Origin of the sequence: Nocardiopsis alborubida, assembly GCF_012396365.1 — a bacterium.
Classification (GTDB): domain Bacteria; phylum Actinomycetota; class Actinomycetes; order Streptosporangiales; family Streptosporangiaceae; genus Nocardiopsis; species Nocardiopsis alborubida.
On sequence record NZ_JAAXPG010000042.1, the window covers coordinates 1 to 16,121 of the forward strand.

Annotated in this window: 13 protein-coding genes; 8 read left to right on the forward strand and 5 right to left on the reverse strand. The window is 71.9% G+C overall.

Annotation, left to right across the window (positions count from 1 at the left end):
- Positions 1-191: 191 nt before the first annotated feature.
- The gene (locus tag HGB44_RS29095) at positions 192-890 is read right to left on the reverse strand and encodes a carbonic anhydrase (protein WP_061079952.1); all 699 of its coding nucleotides are present in this window, start codon (positions 888-890) and stop codon (positions 192-194) included.
- Between the two features lie 521 nt (positions 891-1,411).
- Between HGB44_RS29095 and HGB44_RS29100 the strand changes: the two genes are divergently transcribed.
- The 4 genes from HGB44_RS29100 to rsgA all read left to right on the forward strand — a co-directional run bounded on the left by HGB44_RS29100 (position 1,412) and on the right by rsgA (position 5,438).
- The gene (locus HGB44_RS29100) at positions 1,412-1,945 is read left to right on the forward strand and encodes a TetR/AcrR family transcriptional regulator (protein WP_017563961.1); all 534 of its coding nucleotides are present in this window, start codon (positions 1,412-1,414) and stop codon (positions 1,943-1,945) included.
- 298 nt (positions 1,946-2,243) lie between these two features.
- Positions 2,244-3,083 (forward strand): MHYT domain-containing protein, encoded by an 840-nt coding sequence (locus tag HGB44_RS29105; protein WP_061079953.1) that lies wholly within the window; start codon positions 2,244-2,246, stop codon positions 3,081-3,083.
- 146 nt (positions 3,084-3,229) lie between these two features.
- A complete protein-coding gene (locus HGB44_RS29110) occupies positions 3,230-4,096 on the forward strand; it encodes an MHYT domain-containing protein (protein ID WP_061079954.1) in 867 nt (288 codons plus the stop codon).
- A 229-nt stretch (positions 4,097-4,325) separates the two neighbouring features.
- Entirely contained in the window at positions 4,326-5,438 is a 1,113-nt protein-coding gene (gene rsgA, locus HGB44_RS29115) for a ribosome small subunit-dependent GTPase A (protein ID WP_061079955.1), read from the forward strand.
- Positions 5,439-5,690: 252 nt separating this feature from the next.
- Here rsgA and HGB44_RS29120 read toward each other — a convergent pair whose 3' ends face one another.
- Together HGB44_RS29120 and metG are read right to left on the reverse strand one after the other, a co-directional pair.
- Entirely contained in the window at positions 5,691-6,614 is a 924-nt protein-coding gene (locus tag HGB44_RS29120) for a TatD family hydrolase (RefSeq protein ID WP_061079956.1), read from the reverse strand.
- A 79-nt stretch (positions 6,615-6,693) separates the two neighbouring features.
- Entirely contained in the window at positions 6,694-8,511 is a 1,818-nt protein-coding gene (metG, locus tag HGB44_RS29125; RefSeq protein WP_061079957.1) for a methionine--tRNA ligase, read from the reverse strand.
- Positions 8,512-8,784: 273 nt separating this feature from the next.
- On the opposite strand from metG, the gene HGB44_RS29130 reads away from it, so the two are divergent.
- The gene (locus tag HGB44_RS29130) at positions 8,785-9,231 is read left to right on the forward strand and encodes a hypothetical protein (protein ID WP_061079978.1); all 447 of its coding nucleotides are present in this window, start codon (positions 8,785-8,787) and stop codon (positions 9,229-9,231) included.
- 76 nt (positions 9,232-9,307) lie between these two features.
- The gene (gene secD / locus HGB44_RS29135) at positions 9,308-11,974 is read left to right on the forward strand and encodes a protein translocase subunit SecD (RefSeq protein WP_061079958.1); all 2,667 of its coding nucleotides are present in this window, start codon (positions 9,308-9,310) and stop codon (positions 11,972-11,974) included.
- A 145-nt stretch (positions 11,975-12,119) separates the two neighbouring features.
- Here the strand turns inward: secD and HGB44_RS29140 are convergent, their stop codons facing one another.
- Positions 12,120-12,782 carry an AIM24 family protein gene (locus HGB44_RS29140; protein ID WP_061079959.1) on the reverse strand — a complete coding sequence of 221 codons (663 nt, stop codon included), beginning with the start codon at positions 12,780-12,782 and terminating at the stop codon, positions 12,120-12,122.
- An 88-nt stretch (positions 12,783-12,870) separates the two neighbouring features.
- Positions 12,871-13,749 carry a 16S rRNA (cytidine(1402)-2'-O)-methyltransferase gene (gene rsmI / locus HGB44_RS29145; RefSeq protein ID WP_061079960.1) on the reverse strand — a complete coding sequence of 293 codons (879 nt, stop codon included), beginning with the start codon at positions 13,747-13,749 and terminating at the stop codon, positions 12,871-12,873.
- A gap of 475 nt (positions 13,750-14,224) precedes the next feature.
- Between rsmI and HGB44_RS29150 the strand changes: the two genes are divergently transcribed.
- Together HGB44_RS29150 and HGB44_RS29155 are read left to right on the forward strand one after the other, a co-directional pair.
- Complete coding sequence (locus HGB44_RS29150) at positions 14,225-14,389, forward strand: hypothetical protein (protein WP_210752324.1); 165 nt, start codon at positions 14,225-14,227, stop codon at positions 14,387-14,389.
- Positions 14,390-14,417: 28 nt separating this feature from the next.
- Positions 14,418-16,052 (forward strand): dolichyl-phosphate-mannose--protein mannosyltransferase, encoded by a 1,635-nt coding sequence (locus tag HGB44_RS29155; RefSeq protein WP_061079963.1) that lies wholly within the window; start codon positions 14,418-14,420, stop codon positions 16,050-16,052.
- Positions 16,053-16,121 lie beyond the last annotated feature (69 nt).

Below are 16,121 nucleotides of genomic sequence, written 5' to 3' on the forward strand. Positions count from 1 at the left end.
ACAACGGTGACACCGTCGGCTTCTCCGTCCCGGCCGACGCCGAGGCCGGCCAGGCCAGCTTCTCCCTGGAGGCCAGCGCGACCGTCGCGACCGGCCGCCCGGGGAGGAAGGCGAGGGGGACGAGCGGGGAGGGAGCGGGACTGACCGGGGGCACGGGTCCGTGGCGGAGCGAACGCGGAGCGGGTCGGGGGTCAGAGCCAGACGACCTCGGAGGTCTCCAGGTCGTAGCGGGCGGGGACGACGTCCAGGCGCCCGGACTCGACCAGCCCGCGCAGGTCGTCGTCCACGCGGAGCAGGTCGGCGATGTACTCGGCGTTGGCCCGGACGCAGGCGTCCACGAAGTCGCCGCCGTCGTCGGGGGTGGCCTCGACCACCGGCAGGATTCCCTCCACCAGGTAGCCGACGTGGCCGTGCGGGACCTCTCCGGTCTCGTGGGCCTCCACGGCAGCGGTGACCGCGCCGCACGAGGAGTGCCCCAGGACGACGATGAGCGGAACAGCCAGGTGCACGGCGGCGTAGCTGATGCTGCCCAGGACGGACTCGTCCAGGACCTGGCCCGCGGAGCGGATGGTGAACAGGTCGCCGAGCCCGCGGTCGAAGACCAGCTCGGGCGGCACACGGGAGTCCCCGCAGGCCAGGACCACGGCGAAGGGGGCCTGCCCGCGCGTCATCTCCTCCCTGCGTGCGCGGCCCTCGTTGGGGTGGCGGGAGTCGTACCGGCGCCAGCGCCTGTTGCCCTGTTTGAGGAGGCGCAGCGCCTCCGCGGCGTCCCCCGGCTGGGGCGCGGGCATGGGGGCGGACCAGGCGGGGGCGGAGACGGCGGTGGCGACCACGGCCCCGACCCCTCCGGTGAGTGAGGCACGCAGGGCGTTACGACGGGTGATGGCCATATGAGGTCTCATTCTTGACGTCGACAAATGTGGACTTTTGCCGCCAAACGAGGGCCAAATTACTCTTGCACCACGAACCAGTTCAAGGGTTTTTAACGCGCCCCTAACGCCCTTCACCGCGGCGCACACTCCGGAACGGATGCGAAATCGCCGTTTCCGTGCCGCTGAACTCGAACAATGCCGGACGCGGGGGCTTTCCTTCGGCTTTGCCCAGCCTTCTCCGGGTCCGACGAAACGTGCTCCCCCGAACACGGTGCGCGACCGGACGGAGGGGCCATCCGGGGACGCCGCGGCCCCGGGATAGAATGCATTACCAACCGACCGTTCGTTAAGAAATCCTCGTGGGGCCCGGTGGCTGAGGACGCGCCTGCGGCCGTCCCCGCCCACAGGGCCGCTCCCACCAGGTAGATTCGACAACCGTGTCCAGATCTTCCCCTGTCGAACCAGCGCCCTCCCGCCGCGGGGCAGCGGGGCGGCGACGCTCCGGCCGCCCCGGCCACGACGCCGACTCCGTCCTGCGCGTGGCCGCGCGCGTGTTCAACGAACGCGGGTACGACGGCACGAGCATGGAGGACCTGGCGCGCGCCCTGGGCGTGACCAAGTCGGCCATCTACCACCACGTCACCGGCAAGACCGAACTGCTGCGCCGCTCCCTGGACCTGGCCATGGACGCCCTGTTCGCGGTCACACGCGAGGAGGCCTCGACCACCGGCCCGGCCATCGACCGCCTGGAGCACGTGCTGCGCGGCAGCGTCCGGGTGCTGGTGGACGAACTGCCCCACGTGACCCTGCTGCTGCGGGTGCGCGGCAACACCGAGGTGGAGAAGCGCGCGCTGGAGCGGCGCCGGGAGTTCGACCACCTGGTCGCCGACCTGGTGCGCGAGGGCGCCGCCGACGGCGACATCCGCCCGGACGTGGACCCCGCGGTCGCGGCACGCCTGCTGTTCGGCATGGTCAACTCGATCTCGGAGTGGTACAAGCCGGACCGCGGGCTGGACTCCGACGAGGTCGCCGACACCCTGGCGAGGATCGCCTTCGCGGGCCTGAGGGCCTGAGGGCCTGAGGGCCTGCACAGAGGATCGCCCTCGCGGATCCGCGGACCCGAGGGGTTGCGGGCCCGGGCGCCCGACCGCGTTCCGCGGCTCCTCCCCGCGGCCCGCACAGGGGCTCCCCCGCATGACAAGCGTCACGGACGGCGCGGTCACCGTGCGCCGCATCCCCGGAGGACGGGGCCATACCGAGCGCTGTTCGGGGATCCGCCGCCGCGGCCTCACCGGCGTGCGGCCCGGCTCTGATCAGCGCTCCTTAGGATGTCCTCATCCTCCTCCCCCTCGTCATCCGGAGCGGCGTCCCATGATCGACCACTTCACCCAGGGGCCGCTGACGCCCGCGATCGCCTACGCGGTCTCCGTGATCGGCTCCTTCGTGGGGCTGATGTTCGCCGCCCGGGCCCGCCGGACCACCGGCGCCTCCCACTGGACGTGGCTGTCGCTCAGCGCGGTCTGCCTGGGCGGGACGGCCGTGTGGTCGATGCACTTCATCGCCATGATGGGCTTCGAGGTGTCGGGGACGGCCATCCGCTACGACCCCGTGCTCACCGTGGCCAGCGGTCTGCTCGCCGTCCTGGTCATGGGCGTCGCCCTGCACCTGACCGTCAACCTGCGCACCACCTGGTCACTGCTGGCGGGAGGCGCCATCGCGGGGACGGGCATCGTGGCCATGCACTACATGGGGATGGCCTCCATCAACATGCGCGGTCACATGGGGCACGACCCGCTGTACGTGGTGCTGGCCGCCGTCATCGCCCTGGTCGCGGCGACGGTCGCCCTCTGGTTCGCGCTGCGCCTGCGGGGGGTGCTCGCCATCACCGCCGCCTCCGCGGTCATGGCGGTCGCGGTCTGCTGCATGCACTACACCGGCATGTTCGGCGTGCACGTCACGATGGACGAGGCCGCGGGCGCGGGGCCCGTGCCCGGGTCGACCGGCGCGGATCTGCTGCTGCCGCTCGTCATCGGGCAGTTCGTCTTCCTCCTGGCGTGCAGCCTGCTGCTGATGCTGGGTGTGGACGACACCGGCGCGGACCGGAACCGCGCGGCACGGTCCGAGCAGGACCCCTCCGCGCTCTCGGCGGAGAGCGCCGAGGCCTACGCCGCCCGCCACCGTTCCGACGGCGTGTGGACCCGGCGGAACTGAGGGTCGCGCACGTATTCCCCTGCGTTGCCGCTGGCCACATCAGGCCACACGCGTTTGAGAACACCTCTGGCGCATCAGTCTTCGGCCTCCCTACTATCCATGGAACCCGACCGAAATGGGACCAAGGTCATGGAAAGTAGTGAGCCGTGCTCGACCACCTCGCCCAGGACTGGCTGACCCCCTCCATCGCCTTCGCGGTCTCGATGATCGGATCGTTCCTCGGACTGTCCTTCGCCTCACGCGCGCGCCGGACGACGGGACCCGTCCGGTGGCAGTGGCTGATCCTGGCCTCCCTCTCCCTGGGCGGGATGGCCGTGTGGTCGATGCACTTCATCGCCATGATGGGCTTCTCCCCGCCCGGCACGGCCATCCGCTACGACGCCACGCTCACCGTGGTCAGCGGCGTCATCGCCATCGTGGTGATGGCCGTGGCGCTCGCCCTGACCATCGTCAAGAGGACGTCCGCCTGGCTCCTGCTGGGCGGGTTCATCGCCGGGACCGGCGTCATCGCCATGCACTACCTCGGCATGTACTCGATGAACGTGCACGGGGAGATCCACCACGACCCGCTCTACGTCGCCCTGGCCTGCGTGGTCGCGCTGGTGGCCGCCACCGCCTCCCTGTGGTTCGCCTCCCGGCTGCGCGGCCTCCCGGCCATCACCGCCGCCTCCGTGGCCATGGCCGTCGCGGTGACCACCATGCACTACACCGGCATGATGGGCGTCCACTTCACGGAGCCGCGCTTCTCCCGGCACAGCCCCCCGCCCGGTTCCAGCGCGCCGGACCTGGTGCTGCCCCTGCTCGCGGGCCTGTTCGTCTTCATGCTGATCTGCAGCCTCTTCCTCCTGCTGGGAGTGGAGGAGGAGCGCCCGGACTACTCGCGGCGCATGGCCGCCCCCGCCCCTCCCGCCTCCGGGGGCGAGCCGGAGGAGTCCGCCGCGGGGTACGTGCCACGCCACGCCACCGGCCCCCAGACCGCGCTGTCCGACGACGTGTGGACCCGGCGCCGCTGAGCCGTCCCGTTCCCCGGACCCGAGCCCCCGCCGGGAAAACCCGTGGTGCGCTCCGACCCGGCGGCCCTACACTCGCCGGAGCGGAGCGCGCCGTGTCCTCGGCGCCGACGACGGAGAGGAAGCAGTGATGACTGTTCCTGCGCATGGTTCGAACCCGACCTTCCCGACCGTTCGCGAGCCCTGAGGGGCGTTTCCCCTCCTGACGGCTCGCCACTCCAGAGAGTCCGTCGTGAACACGCACAACAGCACAGACACACCCCTCTCCTCCCCGCTGACCGCGCTGGGATGGAACCGCCGCGTCGAGCGGGCCTTCGACGCCGCCGCCGCGGCGAGTCCCCACCCGGTGGTCCCCGCGCGCGTCTCCTCCTCGCGCCGCGGCGGGGCGGTGGTCCGCCTCCCCGGGGAGGCGGTCGCCGACTACTCCCCCGCCGTCACCAAGGCCGCCCAGGCCGACCCGTCCTCCGCTCCGTGCAGCGGCGACTGGGTCGCGGTGCGCCGCTCCGGCGACACCTGGGTCGTCGAGGCCGTCCTCGAACGCTCCGGCAGCCTCGTCCGCCAGGGCGTGGCCCGCGACTCCCACGACCAGGTCCTCGCCGCCAACATCGACGGCGTCCTGATCTGCGAGGCCGCCGACCAGGGGCCCAACGTGGGCCGCCTGGAACGCTTCCTCAGCCTGGCCTGGGCCAGCGGCGCGGCCCCGGTCGTGGCGGTCACCAAGGCCGAACTGGCCGGGGACCGCCTCCCCGAGGTGGTCGAACTCGTCCGCTCGGTGACCGCGGGCGCCGACGTGCACACCGTCAGCGCGCACACCGGCCTCGGCGTGGAGGAACTGGCCGCGCGGTTCCTGCCCGGTACCACCTGGGTCCTGCTCGGCACCTCCGGAGCGGGCAAGTCCAGCCTGGTCAACGCGGTGGCCGGACGGGACCTGATGGACACCGGCGAGATCCGCCACGACAGGCGGGGACGGCACACCACCACCCGCCGCCAGCTCCTCCAGCTGCCGGGCGGCGCGCTGGTCCTGGACATCCCCGGGGTGCGGCGCATCGACGTGCCCGGCGACGCGGAGGGCGTGGACCGGACCTTCGCCGACGTCTCCGACCTCGCCGAACAGTGCCGCTTCCGGGACTGCCGGCACGGCAGCGAGCCCGGTTGCGCGGTCAACGCCGCCGTGGACGAGGGCGAGCTGGACGCCAGGCGGCTGGAGCGCTGGAACCGGCTCCGGCGCGAGTCCGAGTGGAACCGCTCCCGGGGCGACGCGCGCCTGCGCGCCGAGCGCCGCAGGCAGTGGAAGACCGCGGACCGGCAGGGCCGGGAGAACGCCTGGCGCAAACGGGGCGGCTAACGGCGGTGGTTCCCAGTGTCTGTCGCAACGGACCCAGAGTCACGAGGGGGTGGTTGTGCCAGGCAAACGGTTGTGTCGAGACGAGCGAGTCCAGATCCAGACCCTGTGGTCGCAGGGCTGCGCCTACGAGCGGATCGGGACGCACATCGCACGGCCCGGCGGGCTCCCCGCGTTCCCGGTGGGGCGCGGGGACCCGCCGCCGTTCGGGGCCCCGCGGCCCGGCGGCGAAGACCCGGGGACAAAGACCCCGGGTCAGAACCCGAAGGCGCGCCCCGCGTTGCCCGCGATGATCCCGGCGAGCTCGTCCTCGTCCATTCCCTTGACCCGCGCCAGCGTCCGCAGCGTGTGCGGGATCAGGTAGGGGGCGTTGGGGCGGCCCCGGTAGGGCTTGGGGGTGAGGAAGGGCGCGTCGGTCTCCACCAGCATCAGCTCCGGCGGCGCCGCCGCGGCGGCCTCGCGCAGGGACTCCGCGCTGGCGAAGGTGACGTTGCCCGCGAAGCTCATGAAGTACCCGTGCTCGGCGCACACCTTGGCCATGGCCGCGTCGCCGGAGAAGCAGTGGAAGACCACCCTGTCCGGAGCGCCCTCCTCCTCCAGGACCCGCAGCACGTCCTCGTGGGCGTCGCGGTCGTGGATCATCACGGCCTTGCCGTGGCGCCTGGCGATGGCGATGTGGCGGCGGAAGGACTCCTCCTGGGCGCGCGCGCCCTCGGGGCCGGTGCGGAAGGTGTCCATGCCGGTCTCGCCGACCGCCACCACCTGGGGCAGCGCGGCCAGCTCGTCGATGGCGGCCAACTGCGCCTCCAGCGCCGCCGTCCCGCCGGGCTCGCGGAGCTTGCCCGCCCAGTCGGTGTCGTCCACCTCCACGCCCGGGGCGCCGTCACCGTGCACGATGCGCGGCGCCTCGTTGGGGTGCAGGGCCACGGCCGCCCACACGCGGCCCGGATGCGCGGCGGCGACCTCGGCCGCCCAGCGCGAGGAGGCCAGGTCCACGCCCACCTGGACGAGCGGGGTGACCCCGACGCCCTCGGCGGCGGCGATGATCTCCCCGACCTCCGGGGTCTGCATGTCCATGTGGGTGTGGCTGTCGGCCACCGGTACGCGCAGGGGCTCGGGTACCGGAGGGGGCGTCTGGTCGTTGCGCGCCCTGACCGCTTTACCGCTGCGCTTTCCCATGCTCACGTTCCTCCACGAAGAAGCGCCGACGGGCCGTGCCCGCCGGCGCGGTCGTCCCTCTCGCCGCCGTGGCCGGAGCCTAGTCGGCGGCGCCCTCCAGGCGGGCCAGCTCCTCGTCCACGACCGACTGGTCGAGCTTGGCGAACAGCGGCTCCGGGCGCCCGAGCGGGGTGCCCGGCACGATCGGCCGCGACTCCCAGCGCGCCTCGTTGTCGGCGTAGTCCCCGGTGATGACCGGGTACTCCACCTCCTCCTCCGAGCCGCCGATCGTGTCGCGCCCGGAGTCGATGCGGGGCATGCCCGTCCAGGTGCCGGTGCCGCCGAGCATCGCGTACACCTTGTTCGCCGACTCGGGCAGGTACGGGGTGAGCAGCGTGTTGGCGTCCTGGACCAGCTGGAGGGCCACGTGCAGCACGGTGGCCATCCGGTCGGGATCGGTCTTCTTCAGCGCCCACGGGGCCTGGTCGGAGATGTACTTGTTGGCCTCGGCCACGGTGCGCATGGCCTCCTGGAGGCCCGCCTTGAACTGGGACCGCTCCAGCCGCTCGCCCACCCTGGCGAACGCGGCCCGCGAGTCCTCCAGCACCCGGCGGTCCTCGTCGGTCAGCTCACCGGCCGCGGGGATCTCGCCCAGGTTCTTGGCCGCCATCGAGATGGAGCGGTTGACCAGGTTGCCCCAGGCCGCCACCAGCTCGTCGTTGTTGCGGCGCACGAACTCGGCCCAGGTGAAGTCGGTGTCCTGCGTCTCCGGGCCGGCGGCCATGATGTAGTAGCGCAGCGCGTCGGCGGAGTAGCGCTCCAGGAAGTCGCGCACGTAGATCACCACGCGCCGCGAGGAGGAGAACTTGCGCCCCTCCATGGTGAGGAACTCGCTGGAGACCACCTCGGTGGGCACGTTCAGCCCGCCCAGCGGGCCGGGCTCGCCGTCCCGGTCGCCCTCGCCGTTGTGGCCCAGCAGGATCGCGGGCCAGACCACCGAGTGGAAGACGATGTTGTCCTTGCCCATGAAGTAGTAGGACCGGGCCCCGTCGCCCTGCCACCAGCGGCGCCAGGCCTCGGGCTCACCGATGCGCCGGGCCCACTCCACCGACGCCGACAGGTAGCCGATGACCGCGTCGAACCACACGTACAGGCGCTTGTTGGCGTTGTCGCTCCAACCCTCCAGCGGGACGGGCACGCCCCAGTTGAGGTCGCGGGTGACCGCGCGCGGCTGGAGGTCCTCCACCAGGTTCAGGGAGAACTTGAGGACGTTGGGACGCCACTGCCCCTCCTTGCCCTTGAGCCAGGTGGTGAGGGCTTCGGCGAAGGCGGGAAGGTCGAGCATGAAGTGCTCGGTGTCCACGAACTCCGGCTTCTCGCCGTTGATCCGCGAACGCGGCGAGATGAGGTCGATCGGGTCGAGCTGGTTGCCGCAGTTGTCGCACTGGTCGCCGCGCGCGCCGTCGTAACCGCAGATGGGGCAGATGCCCTCGATGTAGCGGTCGGGCAGCGTGCGGCCGGTGGACGGGGAGACCGCGCCCTTGGTGGTGTGGGCGAACACGTACCCGTTCTCGTACAGCGCGGTGAACAACTGCTGCGCGACGGCGTAGTGGTTGCCGGTGGTGGTGCGGGTGAACAGGTCGTAGGACAGGCCCAGGCCCACCAGGTCCTCGGCGATGATCCGGTTGTAGCGGTCGGCCAGCTCGCGGGGGGTCACACCCTCCTGGTCGGCCAGGACCTGGACCGGAGTGCCGTGCTCGTCGGTCCCGCTGACCATCAGCACGTGGTTGCCCGACATTCGCTGGAAGCGGGAGAAGACGTCGGAGGGGACCCCGAAGCCGGACACGTGACCGATGTGGCGCGGTCCGTTGGCATAGGGCCAGGCGACCGCGGTCAGGATGTGACGATTCGACGACATGACCCAAGCCTAAAGGTACTGCCGGGCCACGCTGTCCTCCTTTTTCACGCGCGCGGCCCCCGGACCGCGCGCACGGCGCCGCCCGCACCGCGCCGAGCCCGGATTCCCCGCGCGCGGTCCGGGGCACGGCGGCCCCGCGGTGCACCAGGGGCCGAAGGGACATTCCCCGGGGCTTGCCGCTACCCGTATGCTCTGCTGGACGAGCCGTGTGCCGCCGGGACACATGGTCGGGCAGCACTTCCCTCCCGGTCCCTCCCCAAGGCGGTGGTCACCATGGTTACCGGTGCCCTACCCCGCCCTGCCCGGCACACGACCGCGCTGCTGACCAGCGTGGTCCTGCTCGTCATCCTGTCCTTCCCCGTCGCCTCCGGCGGCGGGCAGCCGGCCGGGCCGCCCCTGCCGCCGCACGGCCTGCTCAGCGCCCCCGAGGGCGCCGCGGTCCCGTCGGCGGACCAGGAACGGGTGACCCCGCGCGAACGCGCGGACCTGGCCGAGAACCCGATGGTCACCGTCGGGCCGCCCGCCTCCACCTGCGACCACCGGTCGGTACTGCGCGACCTGCCCGACACCGTGCCCAGCAGCGCACTGCGCCTGGCGGTGTGGGACCAGCCCTGGTGGCCGCTCTCGCCCCCCGCGCCCGTTCCCGTCCCGGACCTGGACGCCCCCGGGGAGCTGCCGCCGACACGGGCTCCCCCTCCCACCGCGAACACCGCCATCTGACCATCCCCGCGCGCACCCCCCTGTCTCCGGCGTGCGTCGGGATCACCCGTATTCGCAGTGAAGAGGTACCAGGTCCTTGTCCAGTCAAACGGGAGCGGGCGCGCGTTGGATACGCGCCCTCATCTCCCTTCTCGTCATCCTCGTCGCGTTCGGCGCGGCGTGGTTCATCCCGCCGCGCCTGGGGCTCGACCTCAGCGGCGGCACACAGATCGTCCTGGAGACCCAGGACGGCCCCGAGGGCACGCCCGCCAACTCCGAGAACACCGACCAGGTCGTCGAGGTGCTGCGACAGCGCATCGACCGCCTGGGCGTGTCCGAGGCGACCATGTCGCGCTCGGGCGAGAACCGGATCATCGTCGAGCTGCCCGGTGTGCAGGACCCGGCGGAGGCCGCGCAGATCATCGGCCAGACCGCCCAGCTGTCCTTCCACCCGGTGCTGGGCGTGGGCCAGGCCGGCGGCCAGGGCGTGCAGGCGCCCGCCCCGGGCGACTCCGCCAACGCCCCGCAGGCCACCGCGGACGAGGCGCGCGCCCCGTCCGACGCCGCGGCCGAGGGCGGTGACGAGGCCGCCGAGGGCGGCGGCCAGGAGATGACGCAGGAGCAGCTCGAAGAGCTCATGGCGCAGCAGGGCGGCATGGGCGGCATGGGCGGCCAGCAGCCCCCCGCCGGGCCCAGCGCGGAGAACCCCGAGGACGTCGTGATGACGCTCCCCGACTCCGACGGCACCCAGCTCCAGCTCGGCGAGACCGCCATCAAGGGCGACCAGGTGGCCAGTGCCGAGGCCGCGCTGGACAGCGTCAACCGCGCGCAGTGGACGGTCAACGTCAACTTCCGCGGCGAGGGCGCCGACCAGTGGACCGCGCTGACCGCCGACGCCGCCTGCTACGACCAGGGCGACCCGCGCCGCCGCGTGGCCATCGTCCTGGACGGGCAGATCATCTCCGCCCCGGAGGTGAACCCGGAGTTCGCCTGCGACGTGGGCATGCCCGGCAACACCACCACCATCACCAGCCCCGACTTCACCAGTGAGACCGCCAACGACCTGGCCGTGCTGATCGAGGGCGGCTCGCTGCCGCTGCCGGTCACCGAGGTCCAGCGCCAGACGGTCGGCCCGACCCTGGGCGCCGAGGCCATCCAGGCCAGCGCCGTCGCCGCTCTCCTGGGCCTGGCCTTCACCACGCTCTACATCACGCTGGTCTACCGGCTGGTCGGCTTCCTGTCCGCCCTGGCCCTGGGCTTCTACACGCTCATCGCCTACGGCGCCCTGGTCGCCATCAACGCCACACTGACACTGCCGGGCCTGGCGGGCTTCGTGCTGGCGATCGGTATGGCCATCGACGCCAACGTGCTGATCTTCGAACGCACGCGCGAGGAACACCAACGCCAGGCCAAGCTCTACGAGGCCAACAAGTCCGCGGGGCTGCGGGACGCCACCGAGGACGAGGCCGCCAAGGCCGAGTCCGGGGTGCTCACCCGCAGGCGGCGCCGGGCGGTGCCGCCGAGCCTGGAGAAGGCGTTCGTCGTGGGCTCCCGAAAGGCGTGGAGCGCCGTCCTCGACACCAACATCACCACGCTCATCGCCGCCGCCCTGCTGTTCTTCTTCGCCTCGGGCACCGTGCAGGGCTTCGGTGTGACCCTGAGCATCGGTACCCTCGTCTCGATGTTCTCCGCGCTGGTCATCGCGCGCGTGTTCGTCGAGTGGGCGGTGCGCCGCGCGGTCGTGCGCAAGCACCCGGCCGTCAGCGGCCTGAACCGCATCGGCGGCGTCCGCACCTGGCTGGTCGACAGGAACCCCGACCTCATGGGCCACCGCACCAAGGGTCTGATCGTGGCGGGTCTGATCGTGGCGGCCGCGGTCGCCGCGCCGCTGATCCGCGACACCAACCTCGGTGTGGAGTTCACCGGCGGCCGCGTGCTGGAGTACGAGGTCAGCAGCGGGGAGGGTGTCTCCGTCGACGAGGCCCGCTCGGTCATCTCCGCGCTGAACTTCCCCGGCTCGGACACGGCCGTGGTGCAGGAGTCCGGTGACGGCGACATCTCGGTGCGCACCGGCAGCATCTCCGACGACGACGCGGCCAGGATCGCCGACGCCCTGGGCGAGCAGACCGGCGGCGTGGAACTGGTCAGCGACGAGCTGATCGGCCCGAGCATGGGCGACGAGCTGCGCAACCGCGCGCTGATCGCCCTGGGCGCGGCCCTCGCGCTCCAGATGGTCTACCTGGCCTGGCGCTTCCGCTGGTCGTTCGGCGTGTCCACCATGCTGTCGCTGGCCTTCAACCTGGTCCTGGTGATCGGGCTGTTCATCTGGTTGGGCAAGCCGATCGACGGCGTGTTCCTCGCCGCGCTCCTGAGCGTCATCGGCTTTTCCGTCAACGACACGGTGGTGGTGTTCGACCGGGTGCGCGACGAGTGGGCCCGCGACGACAGGTCGAAGTTCTCCGAGATCGCCAACCGCGCGGTGCTCAACACCCTGCCGCGTACCGTCAACACCTCGATCGGCGCGCTGATCATCCTGGGCTTCCTGACCTTCTTCGGCGGGTCCTCGCTCCAGGACTTCTCGATCGCCATGCTGGTGGGTCTGACGACGGGCGTCCTCTCGACGATCTTCGTCGCCGTCCCGCTGGCCATCTGGCTCCAGAAGTGGGACAGGACCGACCCGCCCCACGTGGTCAAGGAGCGCAAGGCCAAGCAGAAGGTGGCCGCCAAGGCCGCCCGCGAGGCCGACGACGGCGCCGTCGTCTAGCGCCGCGCACGGGTTCCCGGCCGCGGGGCCGGGAAATCCGCCGCACCTCACACGGTCCGCCGCGCCGCCCCCGGGCGGTGCGGCGGACCGGACGGGGGAAGGGCCCCGGGGACGTGCGTCCCCGGGGCCCTTCCCCCGTTACGGGTCAGGCCGTCTGGGCCGCGACCGGCGCGCCCTCGGAAGCCTGCACCAGGACGAACCCCTGGCCCTCGAAGGAGAGCTGGAGCGCCTCGCCGCTGCCCCGGCCGATGAGCGCGCCCGCCTTGACCGTGCGGCGCACGCCCGTGCTCAGCGAGCTGGACCAGGCGACCGCGGAGTCGGTGTCCACGAAGGTCGGCTGGTCGACGTTGATCAGCACCGGGGCGCCGTGGCAGGCGATGGCCACCCTGCCGCGGCCGCTGAAGACCGTGTTGAAGAGCCCCCCGGCGGCCATGCCGGCGCCCTCGACCCGGCGGATGTCCCAGTTCAGCCCGGCCTCGAAGGCGAGCACGTTGTCGCCGTTGACCGTGAGGTGGTCGTCCTCCAGGTCCACCAGGTGCACGTCCCAGGCGTCGCGGGCCAGGAACACGTCGCCGCGCCCGGACACCTTCATCAGCGGCAGCCCCTCGCCGGTGAAGGCCTTCTTGAAGAACTTGCTGACGCTGCCGGCCCCCTCGTAGGAGAAGCCGACCTGGCCCTGGTAGGCGACCATGGCGCCCTGCCTGGCGAAGAACTCACCGTTGAGGCCCACCCGGAGCATCTTGTGGTTCTGGAGGTGCATACCCGGCTGACTGGTCTCCTGGGCCTGCTGGAAGAGGTGGCTTCTCATGAACGGTTCCCCATCGACGGTCTGGCTGGTTCACCTGGTCAGACGCTCCAGAACCGGAAAGGTTCCGCCGCGGACCCGACGTTCTCGGTCAGTCGGCGGACACGATCCCGTGCACCAGGTCGTAGACCCGGCGTTTGGGGACCCCGAACTCCCTGGCCGCACGGGTGATCGCCTCCTTGCGGCGCACGCCCTCCTCCTCCAGGTCCGAGACCGCGGCGACCAGGTCGGCGTCCCCGACCGTCCCGGGGCCGCGGCGGGCGCCCTCCACCACGAGGGAGATCTCGCCCCGCACGCCCTCGGCGGCCCAGGCCGCCAGCTCCCCGAGACCGCCCCGGCGCACCTCCTCGTAGGTCTTGGTCAGCTCCCTGCACACGGCGGCGCGCCGGTCGGCGCCGAAGGCCGCGGCCATCGCCTCCAGGGTGGCGGCGACGCGGTGGGGGCTCTCGAAGAACACCATCGTGCGGCGCTCGGCCGCCAGGTCGGCCAGGTACCCCGACAGGCCCTTGCGCGGCGGGAAGCCCTCGAAGCAGAAGCGGTCGGTGGGCAGGCCCGAGACCACGAGCGCCGTGGTGACGGCGGACGGCCCCGGGATGGCGGTCACCGGGATGCCCTCCCCCGCGCAGGCGGCGGCCAGCCGGTAGCCGGGGTCGGAGACCCCCGGCATCCCGGCGTCGGTGACGACGAGGACGTCGCTCCCCGCGCGCAGGTCGCCGAGCAGCTCGTCGGTGCGGCGGCTCTCGTTGGCGTCGTAGTAGGACACGACGCGGGCGCCCGCGTCCCCGCCCAGACGCACGTCCGCACGGGAGGCGAACTGGCGTAGCCTTCGGGTGTCCTCGGCCGCGATGACGCGGGCGCCCTCCAGGGCGCGCAGCAGCCTGGGCGGCGCGTCCTCCACGTTCCCGATGGGCACACCGGCGAGCGTCAGGGTTCCCGTCCCCCCACTCGTCCCAGCTCCACCCTCAACCACTGTGATCCCCGTCCTGTCGCGCTACGGTTGGCTCATCACGCCATCCGAAACCTGGTTTCGTGGTCCGTCCGCAAAGGACGACCATCTCCGACCCCAACCTACGAGCCGAGGCAACGCGTTCCCCGCCTGAAGGCGGGTCCTTCGACCCCCGGGTCGAGGGCCTGGCGTTACCAGCACCAGCCAACACCAGGGAGGTGACCAGTTGGCTACGTTCCACGCGGGTGAGAAGACCCACCAGGCCGTGCCTCCTCGGCGGCCTGCTCCGGGACACGGGTCAGTGGTCACCTCCGGGGACGGGGACGGAACGGAGCACGGAGACCGCGTTCTCGTGGCAGCCGGTGTGGAACACGCACGAGGGGGGACGCCCGGTGTCCCACCCGGTGCCGGGTACGTCACCCCCCTTCCCGTCAGGGCCGGGGGCCCGGCCCGAGCGGCCGTGCCGCCGGGCGCGCACGTGGGGACACACACCGGTCGTGTGGCGGTGCGCAGCAGCGGCACCGGCGGCGGGAGCGGCGGCCACACCCCGCGAATCCCGCACGGGCCGGCCAAGACCTCATGGAAGAACCTGCGTCTGCTCCAGCGGGCGGACGGTTACGGCTACACCACCCAGAAGGAGGCAGGGGCTCCCTCCACCGCCTGAGGGCGGGAGTATCCACCCCACACATCCGATGACCACCACCGCACCCTTCTCCGAGGCAGAGCCCTCGCCCCCGCCGCGGTCGGCGCGGATCCGCGCCCGCTTCCTGCCCGTCAACCCCGCGCCCCGCTGGCTGGGCTGGCTGGGCGCCTTCGCCGTCGCGCTGTTCGCCGGAGCGCTGAGGTTCGTCAACCTCGGCCAGCCCGACCGGATCTACTTCGACGAGACCTACTACGCCAAGGACGCCTACGGGCTCTGGAACTTCGGCTACGAGCACGAGACCGTCGAGGAGCCCGTCGAGGCCGACGACCTGCTCGCCCAGGGGTACCAGGACATCTTCACCGGCGCGGGCGACTTCATCGTGCACCCGCCGGTGGGCAAGTGGATGATCGCCCTGGGTGACTGGCTGTGGTCGCTCCTGCCGTTCGGCACGACCATGACCCCCGAGGCCTGGCGGTTCGCCTCCGCCGTGGCCGGGGTGCTCTCGGTCCTCATCCTGGTGCGGCTGGCCACCCGGCTGACGCGCTCGGTGCTGCTGGGCTGCACGGCTGGGCTGATCATGGCGCTGGACGGCCTGCACTTCACGCTGAGCCGCATCGCCATGGTGGACATCTTCCTCACCCTGTGGATCCTGGCCGGGTTCGCGTGCCTGGTGATCGACCGGGACAGCACCCGGGAGCGGCTGGCCCGCCTGGCGGAGGCGGGAGTGGACCTGGCGTCGGTGGGCTGGCTGGGTATGCGCTGGTGGCGGCTGGCGGCCGGGCTGTGCTTCGGCCTGGCGGTGGGCACCAAGTGGTCGGCCCTGTTCTTCGTCGCGGCGTTCGGCCTGCTCACGGTGGCGTGGGACTACGGGGCCCGCAGCAGCGTCGGCCAGCGCCGCTTCTTCTGGCGGTGGCTGGGCATCGATGCCATCCCGGCGTTCGTGCAGACCGTGGTGGTCGCGGGGGTCGTCTACCTGGTCTCGTGGTCGGGGTGGCTGTTCACCCGCGGCGGCTACAACCGCGACTTCGCTGACGGCTTCGTGCCCGAATGGGTGCCCGGCCTCCTGCGGGGGCCGGTGGAGGCGCTGTGGAGCCTGGCGGACTACCACCGGCGGATGATGACCTTCCACACCGACCTGACCAGCGACCACGCCTACATCTCCGCGCCGTGGGAATGGCTGGTCATGCGCACCCCGGTGATGTTCCACTACAACGGCGAGGTCGCCTCGTGCGACACGGGCGACTGCGTCACCTCGGTGGTCTCCATCGGCACTCCGGTCATCTGGTGGTCCAGCCTGCTCGCGCTGGCGGTGATGCTCGGCTGGTGGGTGACCTTCCGCGACTGGCGCGCCGGGGCGGTGCTGCTGGCCGCGGCCGCGGGGTGGCTGCCGTGGTTCGCCTACCCGGACCGGCCCATGTTCCTGTTCTACGCCGCTCCGCTGCTGCCCTTCCTGGTCCTGGCGATCGTGCTGGCGCTGGGCCTGGCGATGGGGGCCGGGGAGGACAGTCCGCGCTTCGCCCCCTACACACGTGCGGTGGGCGGCATCGTCTACGGCGTGGTCCTGCTGTTGATCGTGGCCAATTTCGCCTACTTCTACCCGGTGTTGTCGGCGTATCCGATCGACGAGGGGATGTGGCGCGAACGCCTGTGGTTCGACGTGTGGATCTACGGCAACGGCGGTTAGCGAACGGCGCCCCGGCGTATCCGTGTTCGGACGCGCTCCATTAGTGGCCCGGCGGACGGAAATCAACAG

Coding starts and splice junctions, on each gene's coding strand:
- HGB44_RS29130 (WP_061079978.1), top strand. CDS start 8,785: ATGGTTACCGGTGCCCTACCCCGCCCTGCCCGGCACACGACCGCGCTG.
- HGB44_RS29105 (WP_061079953.1), top strand. CDS start 2,244: ATGATCGACCACTTCACCCAGGGGCCGCTGACGCCCGCGATCGCCTAC.
- HGB44_RS29140 (WP_061079959.1), bottom strand. CDS start 12,782: ATGAGAAGCCACCTCTTCCAGCAGGCCCAGGAGACCAGTCAGCCGGGT.
- HGB44_RS29095 (WP_061079952.1), bottom strand. CDS start 890: ATGGCCATCACCCGTCGTAACGCCCTGCGTGCCTCACTCACCGGAGGG.
- HGB44_RS29155 (WP_061079963.1), top strand. CDS start 14,418: ATGACCACCACCGCACCCTTCTCCGAGGCAGAGCCCTCGCCCCCGCCG.
- metG (WP_061079957.1), bottom strand. CDS start 8,511: ATGTCGTCGAATCGTCACATCCTGACCGCGGTCGCCTGGCCCTATGCC.
- HGB44_RS29120 (WP_061079956.1), bottom strand. CDS start 6,614: ATGGGAAAGCGCAGCGGTAAAGCGGTCAGGGCGCGCAACGACCAGACG.